Here is a 15,374-nt window from a genome sequence, read left to right as displayed (position 1 = left end):
AGCTAGCCTTCCGCCGCAACGTCGAGCCCGAGCCGCGCCATATCGGTGAACAGCGCCTGACGTTCGGAATAGGCAGTCTGTTCGCCGGTCACGATGTTGTCGACGACGGTCAGCAGCGACAGCGCGCGGGCGCCGAAATGCGCCGCGATTCGGTAGAGTGCGCTGGTTTCCATATCGACAGCGAGAGCGCCAAGCGCCTGCGCTTCGGCAAAGCGGTCGCGCCCTTCAGGGTGGTAGAAGACATCGCTGCAGATGGTCAGCCCGGCCTGGTGGCCAATGCCGAGCTGGGCGGCGCAGGCCAAAGCGTGGGCGAACAGGCCGGGATCGGGCCGGGCTGCAGCATCGTAGAGGCCGAAGACCTGGCCGCTTTGGTCGCTTTCGGCGCGCACCGACTGCGAGATCACCAAGGAGCGCAGCGGCACGCGGGGTGTCAGGCCGCCGCAAGTACCTGTGCGGATCAGCGTTTTGACGCCGTGAACATCCAGGAGTTCATGCACATAGACCAGGAAGGACGGGACACCGATGCCGGTGGCCTGGATGCTGATGGGACGGCCGCGATAGAGACCGGTGAAGCCGAGTGCGCCCCGGCGGCGGTTGACGCAGCGCGGCGCCTCAAGAAATGTCTTTGCCATCCACTCGGCGCGTTGCGGATCGCCCGGCAACAGCACCGTTGCGGCATAGTCGCCCCTGGCAGCCTCGTTGTGCGGCGTCACGACATGCTCCCCAAAACCCGCCGCCCGTTTCGCCTGCAATCATGGCAGTGTCACGTCATTGCGCAAGCTTTGAATTAGGGCGCCCTAGGACTCCAATACATCCTTGACCACGGTGGCCAGTTGCTTGAGGGAGAACGGCTTCGGCAGGAAGCCGAATTGCGCGTCCGGCGGCAGGTTTCTGGCGAAAGCGTCTTCGGCATAGCCGGACACGAAGACGAACTTGATGTCGGGCTGGCGCTTGCGCAGTTCGCCGAGCAGCGTCGGTCCGTCCATTTCCGGCATCACCACGTCTGACACGACGATATCGACCTTGCCGCCGAGCGCTTCGAAGACTTCCAGCGCCTCGACGCCCGAGGAGGCCTCATGGACGGTATAGCCGCGCGAGGTCAGCGCCCGCGAGCCGCCCATGCGCACGGCGTCTTCATCCTCGACGAGGAGCACAGTGGCCGAGCCCGACAGGTCCTTGGCGCTGTCGGCGGCTTTCACCGGCGCAGCCGGCGCCTCGCTGACGTCGCCGGGCTTTTTCGCCTCCACGATATGGCGCGGCAGGAAGATGCGGAAGGTCGAACCCTTGCCGACTTCGGAATCGCAGAAGATGAAACCGCCGGTCTGCTTGATGATGCCATAGACCATCGACAGGCCAAGGCCGGTGCCTTTGCCGACTTCCTTGGTGGTGAAGAACGGCTCAAAAATCTTCTTCAGCACGTCCGGGGCAATGCCCGAGCCGCTATCCTCGACCTCGACCACGACATAGTCGGCAGGCGTGAGCTCGCGGTAGGAGAAGCTCTTGCATTGTTCGGCGGTGACGTTGCGGGTGCGCACGGTGAGGTCGCCGCCGGCCGGCATGGCGTCGCGCGCGTTGACGGCCAGGTTGACCACCACCTGCTCGAACTGGCCGATATCGACCTTGACCGGCCACAAATCGCGGCCGTGGTCGACCTTCAGCTTGATCTCGTTGCCAACCAGGCGGGCAAGCAGCATCCGGAGATCGGCAAGCACGTCGGTCAGGTTCAGCACTTCCGGCCGCAATGTCTGCTTGCGCGAGAAGGCGAGCAACTGCCGCACCAGCGAGGCCGCCCGGTTGGCATTCTGCTTGATGTTCATGATGTCGGGGAAGGACGGGTCCGACGGCCGGTGATTGGTCAGCAAAAGATCCGACGCCATAATGATGGCGGTCAGCACATTGTTGAAGTCGTGGGCGATGCCGCCGGCGAGCTGTCCGACCGCCTGCATCTTCTGGCTCTGCGCCATCTGGCCCTCGAGCGCCTTCTGCTCGGTGGTCTCGACGGCATAGACGATAGCCGATTCCTCGGCGCCCTCGCCGGTGCCGTCGGCGACGGCGTTGACGTAGAAGCGGATGTGACGCTCCTCATTGCCGGGCAGCAGCGTGTCGATCGGCTCGATGTCGGCCTGCCTCAGCCGCGCCTTCTCGAAGGCGGCGGCAAAGGCCGGCCGGTCGCGCTCATGGATCACGGTGTCCAGCCGCACGCGGCGGTCAACCGCGTCGCCGTCGACGACGGAGGAAAACAGCGACAGGAACGGCGCGTTGGTGCGCAGGATGCGGCCGCCATTGTCGACGGCGGCAATGGCCATCGGCGTCGAATTGAAGAAGCGAGTGAAGCGTACCTCCGAAGCCCGAAGATCGGCCGATGCGTCCTCGCCCTGGGTGCGGTTGAGCACGATGGTGCGGGTGGGACCGTTGGTCCCCTCGCGGCTGGCCGAGACCCGATGCATAAAGCGCACCGGCAGCGCCTCGCCGGTCGTCGTCGTAAGATCGAGATCGATGACGGCGTTGCGGGTGGTGCCGGGATCGGCCTTGACCGAGCGCACCAGCGCCATGCCGTCGCCGGCGACGATTTCCGGGAGTGTCACGGCGCCAGGGGTGAAGCTCGCCAGATCGATGCCCAGCCATTCGGCGAGCGTGGCGTTGATGTAGGTGACACGGCCTTCCTGGTCGGCCGAGAAGAAACCGGCCGGCGCATGGTCGAGATGGTCGATGGCCTTCTGCAAGTCGAGGAAGAAACGCTCCTGCTCGGCCCGTTCCTGCGAGATATCGGCAAGCTGCCAGGCAAGCATCGGCAGGCGCTGACCGGGAACGCTGAAGGTCCGGGCCCGCGCCCGGTACCAGCGCGCGCCGGGTTCGGCGCCGCCCGGCCGGATCGACTGTGCTAGCCGGAACTCACCGTCGCCGGCCTGGCCATCGCGCAAGCCCGAGGCCAGCCGGTATATGGTCACCGAAGCTTCGGGGACATCGGAAAGCAGGCCTTCGACCGTCTTCAGATCGGCGGCCGACGCGGCACCGGTCATCTCGGCGTAGGCCCGGTTGGCGTAGACGACGCGGCCCTTGGTGTCGGTGACGATCAGGCCCTGCGACATCGAATCGACGAAGGCCTTCGACAGTTCGTCCCCGGTCGAACGCGGCGCGATCTGCACGAAGCCGATGGCCGTGGCGAACAGGAAGCCGACGCCGATCATGGCAAGCACGCCCAGCATGCCGAGCAGGAACGGATCGCCAAGACGCTCGCGGAAAATGCCGAAAACGATCGCGGCCCCAGTCAGGACGATGATGAACACGATGAGCCGGGTAACCGCGCCTGGCCGCGTGTTCTGATCGACGATCGGTACCGGATAGAAATCGCCGCGCGTTTCCCTGGCCATATGCCCCCTGCTCGTGAGTTGTCCGACACCGCCCCCGGCCGGTTGAATCACATTCTCCTAATCCGGAAAAGGCCTTGGCGGCAAATGTCGGATAAAAATGACGCGTCGGTGTTTTCAAGCTGTTCACGAAGCGTGAAGGCAACTTGCGGTGGCTGGCCGCAACGGTCTAGTGTCCCTCCACTTCAAAAGCCGATTGGGGGCACCGATGCAGTGGCTGGATAATGTGGCGGGTCCCGGATATGCCGCAGCGCTGCTGTGGACGTTTGCTGCCCTTGTCCTGCTGGTCATCGTGCTCATCATCATCAGGCTGATCCGCAACCTGACCTTCGGCACCTTCGTTGCCGGCGGCAGGAACCGCAAGACACGGCTGGCGGTCATGGACGCCACGGCAGTCGACAGCCACCGCCGGCTGGTGCTCATCCGTCGCGACGACATCGAACACCTGCTTTTGATCGGCGGCCCAACCGACGTTGTCGTCGAGCGCGATATCAGGCTTGCAGCGCCACGCCGTCCGGCATTGACCGGCGATGGCGGTGTTGGCCAGCAGCAACAGGCGCCGCGTCCGCGCGCAGCACAACCCGCTCCGGCCACGCCCGCAAGGCAGGCGCCGCCGCCGCAACCGGTAAGGGCTGCTCCGGCCGCCGTTCCGCCGCGCCAGGCCGCGCCGGCGCCGAAACCGGCTCAAATCTACCAGGCGAGCAATGTGACACCGCTGCCGGCCTATGGCTCCGCCGCCAATACTGCCCGGCAGGCCCCGCCACCGAAGCATGAGTCCATCGACGATACCCTGATGCGGGAGCTCGAGGTCTCGCTCGACGATTCGCACCCCAAACCGGCAAGCAAGCCGGCTGCGAAGGCACCGCAGTCTCTCGACGACGAGATGACCAAGCTGCTCGGCGAACTCGCCAGCCAGAAACGATAAAGCCCGGCGAACCGTCACATCTTGCCGATTCCCGATCGAACGCCGCTTAAGCGTGTCGTCCGTTTCAGCGCGACGCGCTTTAACTTGGGGGCGGACTAAACCCTTCGGCCAAAAACAGAAATGGCCGGGAAACCCGGCCATTTCTGATGAAACAGTCCTGCCTGACGGCAGCGGCTCAATCGTCGCGATAGACCTTCTCGCGGCGTTCGTGGCGCTCCTGCGCTTCGATCGACAAGGTCGCGATCGGACGCGCATCCAGCCGCTTCAGCGCGATCGGCTCGCCGGTTTCCTCGCAATAGCCGTATGTGCCTTCATCGATGCGCTGCAGCGCCGAATCGATCTTTGAAATGAGCTTGCGCTGGCGGTCGCGGGCCCGAAGCTCGATGGCGCGGTCGGTTTCCGAGGAAGCGCGATCGGCGAGATCGGGATGGTTGGCGTTTTCCTGCTGCAGGATTTCGAGGGTTTCGCGCGCTTCGCGCAGTATGTCGGTCTTCCAGGTGACGAGCTTCAGGCGAAAGTAGGATTTCTGCCGTTCGTTCATGAACGGCTCGTCTTCAGAGGGTACGTAATTGGCTGTAACGATATCGTTCATTCGACTCACCCAACAACCCCAAATTTGGCGCCTATATATTCGCGCAGAGAAGGCTGCACAAGCGTAATCCGCGCGCGTTTCACGCAATTGTTAATGCCGCGCGGGCGATCCTCAGCAAAGCCTTCCATAGCAAGGGCGCGGGCGAATTCGCACATGATTCGCTGCGCTTGGGCGTCGCCGCCCATTGTGCCTCAGGCCTTTCTCGTGGCTAATCCAGTTGTGTCATTGGTGGGCAGCACACCATTGGGGGTCCGGTGAGCAGACTGTATCTGTTGAGGCATGCGAAGGCTGGCTGGGCCCTTCCCGGCGTGCGCGACTTCGATCGCCCGCTCGACGCATCCGGCATTGCCGATGCCGAAATGATGGGGACTGCGATGCGTGCCCGCAACTACATCCCCGATATCACGCTCTGCTCCAACGCCAAGCGGGCGCGCCAGACGCTGGAAGGCATCGCCGGCCACACCGATACCGGCCGGGTGCTGTTCTTCGACACGCTCTACAGCGAGGATGCCGCCGGCTACCTCGCCATCATCCGCAGCAATGGCGGCCCCGGCTCGCTGCTGGTCATCGGCCACAATCCGATGACGGAAGACCTTGCCATGGCGGTCTCGGGCGACGGCGAAGAGGCTGCTCGGGCCATCATGAACCATGGTTTCCCGACCTCCGGCCTTGCGGTCGTGCGCTTCGACGGCACCCTCACCGAGGCTGCGCAAGGCGCGGGCTACCTCGAAGCCTTCCTGACGCCCGTCGATCTCTGAGCCGAGCCGGCCGAGGCCGGGCGCCATTTCAAACTTGAACCGCAAAGCCTATATCGGGCGCAAGAGCACGCCTGAGAGAACAGATTTTGGCATCATCGCTGACCACTTTCACCGACGAAGCGAGAATTGCCCTGGATACGCTGTCGGGGCGTGCGAGCGGGCTTTTTTCGCCGTCGCTTCGGCTGGGCGTCACCGGACTGTCCCGGGCCGGCAAGACGGTGTTCATCTCGGCTCTCGTCCACAATCTCATCCATGGCGGGCGCCTGCCGCTGTTCGAGGCGCAGAAGTCGGGACGGATCGCTCGCGCCTTCCTCGAGGAACAGCCGGACGATGCCGTGCCGCGTTTTCAGTACGAGGACCATATCTCCGCCCTGGTCAACGACCGTGTCTGGCCGGACTCGACGCGCGCCATTTCGGAACTCAGGCTCGCCATCGAATATGAGTCTGCCTCCGGTTGGAACCGGATGTTTTCCAGCGGCCGATTGTCGGTCGACATCGTCGACTACCCCGGCGAATGGCTGCTCGACCTGCCGCTGCTCGGCAAATCCTTCGCCGATTTTTCGCATGAAGCTTTTGAGATGGCTATGCTGCCGGTGCGGGCCGACCTGTCGCAGGACTGGCGGGCGCTGTCGGCGAGGATCGACCCCAATGCCGACGCCGACGAGATGACGGCGCGGCGCCTCGCCGAGAGTTTTGCCGCCTACCTCAAGGCCTGCAAGTTCGACGAGCGGGCGCTTTCGACCTTGCCGCCCGGCCGTTTCCTGATGCCTGGCGACCTCGAGGGATCGCCGGCGCTGACCTTCGCGCCCTTGCTGCTCAAGGGTGAGAAACGGCCGCGCTCCGGCTCGCTGCAAGCGATGATGGAGCGCCGCTACGAGGCCTATAAGACGCATGTGGTGAAACCGTTCTTCCGCGAACACATCACCCGCCTCGACCGCCAGATCGTGGTGATCGACGCCATGCAGGCGCTGAACGCCGGCCCCGGCGCGATGGCCGACCTGGAACGCGCGGTGACCGAAATCCTCTCCTGTTTCCGTCCTGGCCGAGGCAATTTCCTCACCGACCTGTTTTCACGCCGCATCGACCGCATTCTGGTTGCCGCGACCAAGGCCGACCATTTGCATCACGAAAGCCATGACCGGCTGCAGGCAATCGTGCGGCGGCTTGCCGACCGCGCCGTGGCGCGGGCAAATTTCACCGGCGCCGATGTCGACGTGGTCGCCATGGCGGCGGTGCGCGCGACGCGCGAAGGCACGGTCAAGCAAGGCCGCGAAACCCTGCCGGTGATCATCGGCACGCCGCTGAAGGGCGAGAAGATCAACGGCGAAACCTTTGATGGTAAAGCCGAAACCGCCATATTTCCCGGGGACTTGCCGGAGAAAATTGACGCGGTTTTCGACGTTTCCGAAGCCGACCACCGGCAGAGCAGCGACGATCCGGCGATCCGTTTCGTGCGCTTTCGCCCGCCAAAGCTCGAACGCACCGCTGAAGGCGTCACGCTGTCGCTGCCGCATATCAGGCTCGACCGCGCCTTGCAGTTCCTGATCGGAGACCATCTGGCATGACCGCGCCCCGCAGACCGGCAGCTTTCCGCATCGAGCCGGAGGCCGAACCGAAGCAGGAAACGCGCCGCCCCCATGCCGAGCCGCCGGCACGCAAGTCGCGCGCCGTCGTCCTGCCGGCCGAGATCGATGTCTTCGAGGAACCCGACATTGTCGCCGCCGAACCGCCGCCGGCGACCGCGCCGCGCTCGCTGTTTGCCAGCCTGTTTTTCGGCGCGGTCGGCGTGCTGGTTTCGCTCGCCGTCGGCCTGTGGACCGACCAACTCATCCGCGACCTGTTCGAGCGCGCAGAGTGGCTGGGGTGGCTGGCAGCGGGAATGGCCGCAATTGCCGTGTTGGCGCTCGCGGTCGTGCTGGTGCGGGTATTCCTGGCTATTGCCCGGCTGGCCGAGGTCGAAAAACTGCAAAAGCGGGCGCTCGATGCCGTGGCGCGCGACGATCCGAAGGCTGCAAGGGCCGTCGTCGAAGAGCTTTCGGCCTTTGTCGCTGCGAAACCCGAAACCGCGGCCGGCAGGCGCTCCCTGGCCGAATTGCGCGGCGAGATCATCGACGGCGGCAATCTGGTGCGACTGGCCGAGGCCGAGATTCTCGGGCCGCTCGATGCGAGAGCCAAGGTGATGATCCTCGAAACAGCCAAACGCGTGTCGCTGGTCACCGCCGTCAGCCCCCGCGCACTAGTAGACGTTGCCTATGTCGTGTTCGAGGCCGGGCGCCTGATCCGCCGCTTGTCCGAACTCTACGGCGGCAGGCCGGGCACGCTGGGCTTTTTCCGGCTGGCGCGCAGCGTTCTTGCCCATCTGGCGGTGACCGGCTCGATCGCCGTCGGCGACAGCTTCGTCCAGCAGATCGTCGGCCATGGCCTTGCCGCCCGGCTGTCGGCGAAACTCGGCGAAGGCGTGGTAAACGGCATGATGACGGCGCGTATCGGCATCGCTGCCATGGAGACGGCGCGGCCCCTGCCCTTCATTGCCGGCAGGCGGCCGGGTATGGGCGATTTCCTGTCGGCGCTGACCTCGTTTGCGGCCAAAAAAGAGAATGAAGCACCCGCCTCGACCAAGTGAACGCCCTCTCGCGGTCACCAAGCATTAACCAATCTTGTTCATGGTCGTCCAACAACAGCCTCCTTGTTGCCGGGTGTCGTCTATGAAAAGCGTAATCTTGTCCTGCGTCCTGCCCCTGGTCGCGCTTGCAGCACCTCTGGGCCCGACCGGGAAAGCCTTTGCAGCGGAGCCCGACAAGCAGTTCTTCCGCACCGTTGAAGGCAAATGGGTCGGCCCGGGCGAAATCATCGCCGGCAAATACAAGGGCACGAAGTTCACCTGCAGCTTCGACGGCTCGACGCCGGACAACAAGACCGGCATGACGCTCGATGGCGACTGCCGCGTCGGTGTCTTCACCCAGAAAATGTCGGCGACCGTCGAGCGCAAGGGCCGCGACTACAAGGGCAATTTCATGGGCGGCGCCGCGGGGTCGGGCCTGGACATCATCGGCGGCAACGTGGTCGATGCCCGCAAAGTCGTCTTCACCATCAACCGCAACCAGCTGCGCGGCGTCATGCAGGCCCGCATTCCCGACGACAATTCGATGACGGTGACCATCGCCGTGCGCGTCGACCAGCAGCTGGTGCCGGTCATCGGCATGAGCCTCAAGCGCGTCGACGCCGTCGAAGTCGGCTCCATCGCCAAAAACTGACTCTCAAGCGGTTCCCCGAAAAAAGCGCGGAACGGGGTTGCACTGCGCGTTAGCTGAGCTGTTCCGCTCTCAGCTCGATGTCGGGAAGGACACGCCACCTTGCGGCCAGGTTGGCGCTCCTCAAGCACGGGCCGCTCGGGCGGCACCTTTCTGCCGCGACCGGACATGTGGCGCGCAACCGACGATGTCAGCGTCTCCGATGGCCCAAGCCACAGCAAGGCCAACGTGTCATGGTCCTGTGCGTGCCGGCGGTCCTCCGTGTCAGCGCGATGCGCTTTAAGAACACCAGCAAAAAAGGCGGCGGCTACTCGAGCCACCGCCTTCCTCAATTTCCGAACGAAGAATCAGCCCTTGATGGCGGCCGTCAGATCGTCATAGGCCTTGCAGGCGTCGGCCGGCGTGGTGGCGCCCTGATATTTGGTCGTCACAGCCTGCACCTTGGCGGTCAGGTCGGCGGCCTTGGTCGGATCCTTGGTGATCGCTTCCTGCAGCGCGGCGGTCATTTCCTGCGCCTTCTTGGCCGCGATTTCCTGCGTGCATTCAGGCGCCTTCGAACAGGCCGATGCGGCAAGCATGGCGACACCCACGCCGACGAGCAAAAACTTCTTCATGTCAGTCATTCTCCTCACGAAGGCAGAACTTGATCGTCGCTGCCTTCCAACGGCCGAAGCCTGGCGTCCCATAGCCGCCGATTGCGGCAAAACGCAACGTGTGCGGCGCATAAACCTGTGCAGCGCTGCTGCAACGGCGCGGACGGCCTGATTGAGGCCGCCCGTGTCAGACGAAGCGAGGTTTCAGCCACGAGGCTGCAGCAGCGCCAGTGCGGCCGTCGCCGCGGCAAGGACGGCGGTTAGGGTCAAAGGTCCCGTAGCGCCATAGGTGTCCACGACATAGCCGCCGACAACCGCACCGACGGTGATGGCAACCTGGAAGGAAGTGACCATCAGGCTGCCTGCTGCTTCCAGCGCATCAGATGCCGCGCGAGACATATTGGTCGGCAGCACCACCGGCGCCATGCCGAAGGCGAAGCCCCACAGCGTAACAAAGCCGAAGGCAACGCCGGTTTGCGCGCCCCAAAGCACCAAAGCGAGTGCCGCAAACGCCATCAACGCGGCGGTAACTGCGAGGGCCATGTGGATGTTGGTGTCGGCCAGGCGGCCACCGGCAATATTGCCGATCACAGCGGCGATGCCGAACCCGAGCAGCGCCAGGGCAATCGGCCCGGTTGTGAGGAGCGTCACCTGTTCGAGGAACGGGCGCACATAGACCGAGCCGGCAAAATGCCCGGTCATCAGCAGAACAATGGCAAGCATGCCGAGTTGGATGCCACGCCGCCGTGTCAGCCGAAAGACGTCTGCAAGGCTGTTGCTTGCCGCCGCAGGCAAGGTCGGCAGGCTGAGAAGCTGCAGCAGCATGGCAAGCGCGGCCAGCCCCGCCGTCATGGCCATCGCGCTGCGCCATCCCAGCCAGTCGCTGATCAACGCACCCATCGACGGCGCGGCAATGGTCGCGAGCGAGACGCCGAGGGTCACGATCGCCATGCCGCGACCTGTCGCATTGGCGCCGACCAGCCGCGCCACGACGGCAACGGAAAGTGCCCAGAAAGCGCTAAGAGCGATCCCCAACCCGGCCCGGCCCAGCAACAGCAGCCAGAAATTGGGCGCCAGCGCCGCAAGAATATTGGAACCGACCGCCAGGGCCATGAGGCCAACCAGCACCGCCTTGCGGTTCAATCGGCCGATGAGAACATTGCTCAACATGGCCGTCACGGCGCCAACGGAAGCGGTGGCGGTGACGACCTGTCCGGCAGTTCCCTCGCTGATGCCGAGATCGCGCGCCATCGGCGTCAACAGACCTGCCGGCAAGAACTCGGCTGACACCAGGGCAAAGCTGGTGGCCGCCAATGATAGGACCGCAAACCATGTGGCCGCGCTCCACGCGGCTGGTGCATCGGCATCAAGGCCGATTGCGGCGTCTTCAAGCTGTAATGTTGTGTCCGTCACGGAAAGATCTCCACAGTTGGAGATCTTAGATAGGCGAGTCCGCCCGGATGTTATGTACCTTAAAATCCGAAATTCATATCCATTCGTCCGGGAATTGTGCGACGCACAACGCCTGGCGAGACATTGGTGATGCGCTTGAACGCGCGGGCGAAGGACGCCTCGGAATCATAGCCCAAACGGGTAGCGACTTCGGCAACCGACAAGCCGTTTTGGCCCAGCAATTCGCGGGCAAGCTGCATTCGCAGGCGGGCGAGATAATGTGCGGCACCCTCCCCCAATACCGCGCTGAAGCGCTCGGCGAAAATCGAACGCGATTGGCCTGCCACGCCGGCGAGGCTTCCCAGCGTCCAGTTGTGGCCGGGGTCGCGGTGCATGGCCGCCAGAGCGCGGCCTATATGGGGGTCGCGGATGGCTGCAAGCCAACCGGTGGTCGATGCGCCGTTGCAATTGACCCAGCACCGGATGAGCCTGGCTGTCAGCAAATCCGCCATACGCGACAGGATGGTGGCGCTGCCCATCTGCGGTTGCGCGGCCTCCACCGTCATGGCCGCCAGCAAAGGGCCGACCATCGGGTCATTGCCGGCCACGTCGCAACCCTTGATGAGAGGCGGCATCAACGTGATCAACGGATTGAGCGCATAGGAGCCGAGAGACATGGAGCCGCAGAAAAGGGTGCTTGTCGCGCCCGTTCCCTGCCGTATCACTTCGCAAACGTTGCCGCCCAACTTGATCACCTGGCAGCCCTCGAGCGAATCGCCCACCACGTCCGGCGCACTCGCCAGCCGATGGGCGATGCCTTGCGGCAGCAGCACCAGATCGCCATCGCGCAACTCCTGCCAGCCTTGCGCTTCGGTGTGAATCCAGCATGGACCCTGGCCGACAAAGTGAAAACGAAGCAGTTGTTGTTGCGGAAAGTCTATGCTCCATGGGTGCCGGAGTTCGCAGCGGCCATAGTTGACACCACTCAAGCGAAAGTCTTGCAGAACTTCGCTGAGCGCATCCATCGGGATATGTGGCAGCGGCGACGGCCGGGACGAATAATCAGGCATTTGTCAGATATAGATACCGGCCGTCCGACAGGCAAGCGCAGACTGTTGTTCCACCGGGGAATCGCTGCCACGGCACCCTACCCATCCTGGCAGGCTTCCCGCCCTTGCCTCCCGCTCCCGGTGCATGCAAGGAGTGCTGTCGGACACAGGGACAAGAGGCATGGCAGCGGAAGCATCGGGCAGCGATCTCATTCAGGTGGTGGCGCTGCTTGCCGCAGGCGTCGTCGCCGTTCCGATCTTCAAACGCATGGGGCTGGGCTCGATCCTAGGCTATCTCGCCGCGGGCGTGGTCATCGGCCCGTTCGGTATTGGCATTTTTTCCGAATCGGAAGCCATCCTGCATGTCGCCGAACTCGGCGTGGTCATGTTCCTGTTCATCATCGGGCTGGAGATGCAGCCGTCGCGGCTATGGGGCCTGCGCCGCGAGATTTTCGGCCTCGGCGCGCTGCAGGTCGGCGTCTGCGCCTTGCTGCTCACCGGTGTTGGTCTCGCCGGCGGCTTTCCGATCGCGCAATCCTTCGTTGCCGGCGCCGGCTTTGTCCTGACCTCGACGGCGATCGTCATGCAGCTTCTGGAAGAGCGTGGCGAGATGGCCAGCCCCAAGGGCCAGCGCATCGTGTCCATCCTGCTGCTCGAGGATCTGGCAATCGTGCCGCTTCTGGCGCTGGTCGCCTTCCTGGCGCCGGGCGGCAGCGAGATGACCCTGCAGCAAAGGCTGACCGAAATCGGCATCGGTCTTGGCGCCATCGTCGGGCTGGTGGTGGCCGGCCGCTATCTGCTCAACCCGTTCTTCCGCATCCTGGCCGACGCCAAGGCGCGCGAAGTCATGACGGCGGCAGCCCTTCTGGTCGTGCTGGGGTCGGCGCTGGTCATGCAGCTTTCCGGCCTCTCGATGGCGATGGGCGCCTTCCTCGCCGGCGTGCTGTTGTCGGAATCGACCTTCCGCCACCAGCTGGAGGCCGACGTCGAGCCATTCCGCGGCATCCTGCTTGGCCTTTTCTTCCTCGCCGTCGGCATGTCGCTCGACCTACATGTGGTGGCCGACAACTGGCGGCTGATCGCCGTCTATGTCGTCGCCTACATGGCGATGAATGCGCTCGGCATCTACCTCGTCGCCCGCTTGCTGAAGAGCGGTCATCGTGAAGCGCTGGAACGCGCCGTGATCATGGCGCAAGGCGGCGAATTCGCCTTCGTCCTCTATTCGGCCGCGGCGGCGGTTGGCATCATCGACAGCCGGGCCAACGCAACGCTGACCGCGATCATCATCATCTCCATGGTGCTGACGCCGCTGGCCATCATTGCGCTCAAATATGTGACGCCGCGCGACGAGCAGTCGCTTGAAGGCGTCGACATCGCCGACGGCCTTACCGGCAGTGTGCTGGTCATCGGCTTCGGCCGTTTCGGCCAGATCGCCAGCCAGCCGCTTTTGTTGCGCGGCATCGACGTGTCGATCATCGACAATGATGTCGAAATGATCCAGGCGGCCGCCGATTTCGGCTTCAAGGTCTATTATGGCGACGGCACGCGGCTCGACATTCTGCGCGCCGCAGGTGCAGGCCGCGCCCGCGCCGTGCTGATCTGCGTCGACAAGCCGGACGCCGCCGTGCGCATGGCGGAACTGATCAAGGCGGAGTTCCCGCTGCTGACTGTCCTGGCGCGTGCCTTCGATCGTGGCACCGCGCTGTCGCTCATCCGCGCCGGGGTCGACTTCCAGCTGCGCGAGACCTTCGAATCGGCCCTCGTCTTCGGCGGTTCCGCGCTCGAGGTTTTGGGCGTCGAGCCGGAAGATGTCGCCGATGTCATCGAGGATGTGCGACGGCGCGACAATGCCCGACTGGAGACGCAGCTGGCCGAAGGCGTCCGCGCCGGGCAACGTTTCCTCAGGGGCAATACCGGCACGCCGATCCCGACGCCGCTGACGCAACCGCGCCGGCCCGGCCAGGCGCTGAACGAAGAGACGGCCGGCGTGCTGCACAAGCCCGAGCCCGCCGATCAGGGGGAAAGCTGATGACCGCATCGGATGAGCGCGCGCTCGCCGTCACCAAATTCTGGCGCGAGGCCGGCGAAGACGCGTGGTTCGAGAAGAACGACGTCTTCGACGCGGATTTCCGCAGCAGGTTTCTCGACCTGCACTTTGCCGCCGCGCGGCGCGAGTGCGACGCATGGTCGGAGCATGCCGAGGGTTCGCTGGCGCTGATGATCCTGCTCGACCAGTTTCCGCGCAACTGCTTTCGCGGCTCAGGCCATATGTACGCCACCGATCCGCTGGCACGGCACTTTGCCGCCAAGGCGATTGCGGCCGGCCATGACCTTTCGCTGGAAGAAAACCTGCGCGTCTTCCTGTACCTGCCCTACGAACATTCGGAACTGCCCGCCGACCAGGACAGATCGGTCGAGCTCACCACCGCCAGGGCGCCGGAGTATGTGAAATACGCCATCGAGCACCGCGACATCATCCAGCGCTTCGGCCGCTTTCCGCACAGGAACAAGATGCTTGGCCGCGAGACGACGGCGGACGAACAGGCATTTCTCGATGGCGGCGGCTTCTCCGGTTAACCCAGCCACCAATCGCGGCCGGAAGCCAGCCGCTCTATGCCTGACGTATCGACGGCGCTGAGCCGCTCGGTCACGCTCCTGCCGCCCACCGCCAGATCCGGCGCGATCTCTGCCAAGGGCGCCAGCACGAAGGCGCGCTCCACCATTCGGGGATGCGGCACCTCCAGCCCGGTTTCGTGGATTGTGCGGTCGCCGAACACCAATATGTCGATGTCGATCAGGCGCGGACCCCAGCGCTCCTCGCGCACCCGCTTCAGCTTGCGCTCGGCCTCGAGGCAGAGGTCGAGCAGCGCCCTTGGCGCCAGCGAGGTCGAGATTTCGGCAGCGGCGTTGAGGAAATCCGGCTGGTCGAGCTTGCCCCAGGGCGGCGTGCGGTAAAGTGAGGAGACGGCGACGACGCGCGTGCTCTCGTCGGCGTCGAGCAGGCGCAGCGCCGCCGCCATCGAGGCCGAGGGATCGCCGAGATTGCCGCCAAGGCTGAGATAGACCGTGTTATTGTTACTCTGGCCAGACAACGGTCACCTCGACATAATCGAGCACGCCGGGCACCGGTGCGTTGGGCTTGCGCACGGTGATCTCGGCCTTCCTGATCTGCGGGAACCGTGAAGTCAGCGCCTTCGCCACTTCGAGCGCCAGCGCCTCGATCAGGAAGCGGCGATGTCCAGTGACGATCTTTTCAATCACCGTGAAGGCGATGCCGTAATTGACGGTGTCCTCGATGGAATCATCCTCCAGCGGGCGGCTGGGCTCGACCGTCAACTCGGCATCGACATAAAAACGCTGGCCAAGCGCCTCTTCCTCATCCAGCACGCCGTGCCGGGCAAAGAAGGCGCAGTTCTTCATGCGGATGACGTACATTTCTTAGTGTC

General features: G+C 64.3%; 16 protein-coding genes. 7 read left to right on the top strand and 9 right to left on the bottom strand.

Annotated elements, in window-relative coordinates; all coding sequences use genetic code 11:
- Nucleotides 1–2: 2 nt before the first annotated feature.
- Together NKI05_RS11845 and cckA are read right to left on the bottom strand one after the other, a co-directional pair.
- Nucleotides 3–713, bottom strand: coding sequence for a purine-nucleoside phosphorylase (locus tag NKI05_RS11845; protein WP_023815808.1), 711 nt, complete (start codon nt 711–713; stop codon nt 3–5).
- Nucleotides 714–797: 84 nt separating this feature from the next.
- On the bottom strand, nt 798–3,371 hold the full coding sequence (gene cckA, locus NKI05_RS11840) for a cell cycle histidine kinase CckA (protein ID WP_352792383.1): 2,574 nt from the start codon (nt 3,369–3,371) through the stop codon (nt 798–800).
- Nucleotides 3,372–3,576: 205 nt separating this feature from the next.
- Between cckA and NKI05_RS11835 the strand changes: the two genes are divergently transcribed.
- Nucleotides 3,577–4,293, top strand: a complete 717-nt coding sequence (locus NKI05_RS11835; protein ID WP_023706175.1) for a flagellar biosynthetic protein FliO — start codon at nt 3,577–3,579, stop codon at nt 4,291–4,293.
- A gap of 175 nt (nt 4,294–4,468) precedes the next feature.
- On the opposite strand, the gene dksA is transcribed toward NKI05_RS11835, so the two are convergent.
- Together dksA and NKI05_RS11825 are read right to left on the bottom strand one after the other, a co-directional pair.
- On the bottom strand, nt 4,469–4,885 hold the full coding sequence (dksA, locus tag NKI05_RS11830) for an RNA polymerase-binding protein DksA (RefSeq protein ID WP_023673491.1): 417 nt from the start codon (nt 4,883–4,885) through the stop codon (nt 4,469–4,471).
- A 5-nt stretch (nt 4,886–4,890) separates the two neighbouring features.
- A complete protein-coding gene (locus NKI05_RS11825; RefSeq protein ID WP_023696495.1) occupies nt 4,891–5,070 on the bottom strand; it encodes a hypothetical protein in 180 nt (59 codons plus the stop codon).
- 69 nt (nt 5,071–5,139) lie between these two features.
- On the opposite strand from NKI05_RS11825, the gene NKI05_RS11820 reads away from it, so the two are divergent.
- The 4 genes from NKI05_RS11820 (at nt 5,140) to NKI05_RS11805 (ending at nt 8,897) form a co-directional block, all read left to right on the top strand.
- On the top strand, nt 5,140–5,643 hold the full coding sequence (locus tag NKI05_RS11820; RefSeq protein WP_023815810.1) for a SixA phosphatase family protein: 504 nt from the start codon (nt 5,140–5,142) through the stop codon (nt 5,641–5,643).
- A gap of 86 nt (nt 5,644–5,729) precedes the next feature.
- Nucleotides 5,730–7,208 (top strand): YcjX family GTP-binding protein, encoded by a 1,479-nt coding sequence (locus NKI05_RS11815; protein ID WP_352792382.1) that lies wholly within the window; start codon nt 5,730–5,732, stop codon nt 7,206–7,208.
- Complete coding sequence (locus NKI05_RS11810) at nt 7,205–8,266, top strand: YcjF family protein (protein WP_352792381.1); 1,062 nt, start codon at nt 7,205–7,207, stop codon at nt 8,264–8,266. Before NKI05_RS11815 ends, NKI05_RS11810 begins: the two co-directional genes overlap by 4 nt.
- A gap of 82 nt (nt 8,267–8,348) precedes the next feature.
- On the top strand, nt 8,349–8,897 hold the full coding sequence (locus NKI05_RS11805; RefSeq protein WP_023673495.1) for a hypothetical protein: 549 nt from the start codon (nt 8,349–8,351) through the stop codon (nt 8,895–8,897).
- Nucleotides 8,898–9,241: 344 nt separating this feature from the next.
- On the opposite strand, the gene NKI05_RS11800 is transcribed toward NKI05_RS11805, so the two are convergent.
- The 3 genes from NKI05_RS11800 to NKI05_RS11790 form a co-directional block, all read right to left on the bottom strand.
- The gene (locus NKI05_RS11800; RefSeq protein ID WP_023685989.1) at nt 9,242–9,508 is read right to left on the bottom strand and encodes a hypothetical protein; all 267 of its coding nucleotides are present in this window, start codon (nt 9,506–9,508) and stop codon (nt 9,242–9,244) included.
- A 183-nt stretch (nt 9,509–9,691) separates the two neighbouring features.
- Nucleotides 9,692–10,900 (bottom strand): MFS transporter, encoded by a 1,209-nt coding sequence (locus NKI05_RS11795; protein WP_023715852.1) that lies wholly within the window; start codon nt 10,898–10,900, stop codon nt 9,692–9,694.
- Nucleotides 10,901–10,959: 59 nt separating this feature from the next.
- Nucleotides 10,960–11,949 (bottom strand): AraC family transcriptional regulator, encoded by a 990-nt coding sequence (locus NKI05_RS11790; protein ID WP_023673498.1) that lies wholly within the window; start codon nt 11,947–11,949, stop codon nt 10,960–10,962.
- Nucleotides 11,950–12,109: 160 nt separating this feature from the next.
- Here NKI05_RS11790 and NKI05_RS11785 point away from each other — a divergent pair, with 160 nt between their 5' ends.
- Together NKI05_RS11785 and NKI05_RS11780 are read left to right on the top strand one after the other, a co-directional pair.
- Nucleotides 12,110–13,957, top strand: coding sequence for a monovalent cation:proton antiporter-2 (CPA2) family protein (locus NKI05_RS11785; RefSeq protein WP_023673499.1), 1,848 nt, complete (start codon nt 12,110–12,112; stop codon nt 13,955–13,957).
- Entirely contained in the window at nt 13,957–14,505 is a 549-nt protein-coding gene (locus tag NKI05_RS11780; protein WP_023673500.1) for a DUF924 family protein, read from the top strand. The genes NKI05_RS11785 and NKI05_RS11780 overlap by 1 nt, the downstream gene beginning before the upstream one ends.
- On the opposite strand, the gene folK is transcribed toward NKI05_RS11780, so the two are convergent.
- Entirely contained in the window at nt 14,502–15,020 is a 519-nt protein-coding gene (gene folK, locus NKI05_RS11775) for a 2-amino-4-hydroxy-6-hydroxymethyldihydropteridine diphosphokinase (RefSeq protein WP_023685987.1), read from the bottom strand. The two genes, NKI05_RS11780 and folK, sit on opposite strands and share 4 nt — an antisense overlap.
- Nucleotides 15,004–15,363 (bottom strand): dihydroneopterin aldolase, encoded by a 360-nt coding sequence (gene folB, locus NKI05_RS11770; protein WP_023673502.1) that lies wholly within the window; start codon nt 15,361–15,363, stop codon nt 15,004–15,006. Before folB ends, folK begins: the two co-directional genes overlap by 17 nt.
- Nucleotides 15,364–15,374 lie beyond the last annotated feature (11 nt).

The organism is Mesorhizobium sp. M0771, from assembly GCF_040320155.1.
In the GTDB taxonomy this organism is placed as follows: Bacteria; Pseudomonadota; Alphaproteobacteria; order Rhizobiales; family Rhizobiaceae; genus Mesorhizobium.
Note: the sequence above shows the minus strand (reverse complement) of the source record. Positions and strands in the feature narration are given on the sequence as shown.

Bases quoted from the DNA above. Each gene is read 5' to 3' on its own strand.
- NKI05_RS11790 (WP_023673498.1), bottom strand. From the start codon at position 11,949: ATGCCTGATTATTCGTCCCGGCCGTCGCCGCTGCCACATATCCCGATG.
- dksA (WP_023673491.1), bottom strand. From the start codon at position 4,885: ATGAACGATATCGTTACAGCCAATTACGTACCCTCTGAAGACGAGCCG.
- NKI05_RS11835 (WP_023706175.1), top strand. From the start codon at position 3,577: ATGCAGTGGCTGGATAATGTGGCGGGTCCCGGATATGCCGCAGCGCTG.
- NKI05_RS11805 (WP_023673495.1), top strand. From the start codon at position 8,349: ATGAAAAGCGTAATCTTGTCCTGCGTCCTGCCCCTGGTCGCGCTTGCA.
- cckA (WP_352792383.1), bottom strand. From the start codon at position 3,371: ATGGCCAGGGAAACGCGCGGCGATTTCTATCCGGTACCGATCGTCGAT.
- NKI05_RS11825 (WP_023696495.1), bottom strand. From the start codon at position 5,070: ATGGGCGGCGACGCCCAAGCGCAGCGAATCATGTGCGAATTCGCCCGC.
- NKI05_RS11780 (WP_023673500.1), top strand. From the start codon at position 13,957: ATGACCGCATCGGATGAGCGCGCGCTCGCCGTCACCAAATTCTGGCGC.
- NKI05_RS11810 (WP_352792381.1), top strand. From the start codon at position 7,205: ATGACCGCGCCCCGCAGACCGGCAGCTTTCCGCATCGAGCCGGAGGCC.
- NKI05_RS11800 (WP_023685989.1), bottom strand. From the start codon at position 9,508: ATGAAGAAGTTTTTGCTCGTCGGCGTGGGTGTCGCCATGCTTGCCGCA.
- folB (WP_023673502.1), bottom strand. From the start codon at position 15,363: ATGTACGTCATCCGCATGAAGAACTGCGCCTTCTTTGCCCGGCACGGC.
- NKI05_RS11785 (WP_023673499.1), top strand. From the start codon at position 12,110: ATGGCAGCGGAAGCATCGGGCAGCGATCTCATTCAGGTGGTGGCGCTG.